This is a genomic window from Bartonella sp. AD328YNZD, assembly GCF_042196425.1.
The window spans coordinates 1-740 of sequence record NZ_JBHIQG010000710.1; the positions used below are offsets into that span (position 1 = coordinate 1).

Consider the following 740-nt stretch of genomic DNA (forward strand, 5'->3'; position numbering starts at 1 on the left):
TGGGGTGCCATTGTGGGGGAACCTTCGACCATGAAAACAGGTACCATGGACGCTGCTTTAGAACCTCTTTATGAATTTCAAGATGAATGGCATCAAGAGTGGGTAAAGAAGAAAAAACAGCAAGAAACAAAAGAGATTCTTAATGAATTAGATAAACGAGAAAAGAAAAAACAAGCCTATAAAGCACTCAAAGATCAAGATGAAGAACAAGCCCTTGCTCTTCTTTCACAAGCTCTTGAACACAAAGAAAGTGAGGAAGATGATAGTTCTATAAAACGACGTCTTATCGTCAATGATGTGACTGTCGAAAAGCTTGGGGAACTCTTAAAAGAAACCCCCCGTGGTCTCTTGTTGGTGCGTGATGAACTGGCTGGTTTTTTAGCCAATTTGGAAAGAAAGGAATATCAATCAGACCGTTCTTTCTATCTAACCGCTTTTAATGGCAATAAGTCTTACACCTATGACCGTATAGGACGTGGAACCATTCATATTCCCAATGCAACTCTCTCTATTATAGGGGGTATTCAACCTGCACGTATTATTCCCATTATTCAAGACATGCACCGTGGAATAAACGATGATGGTCTTATGCAACGGTTTCAAATGCTGATCTATCCCGATGAACGACAAGAGCAGTTATGGGTTGATAGACCTCCCAATCAAAAGGCATGGGAAAGTTATCAAGGGGTTTTTCGTTCTCTTTATGATAAACCATTAGGATCACCAAAATATCCGATAAC

The 740-nt window shown here is 40.0% G+C and carries 1 protein-coding gene; it reads left to right on the forward strand.

What is annotated here, in order from left to right:
* Positions 1 to 740 (forward strand): DUF3987 domain-containing protein (locus tag ACFIO3_RS14605; RefSeq protein WP_375704731.1); only part of this gene is annotated, 740 nt, incomplete at both ends.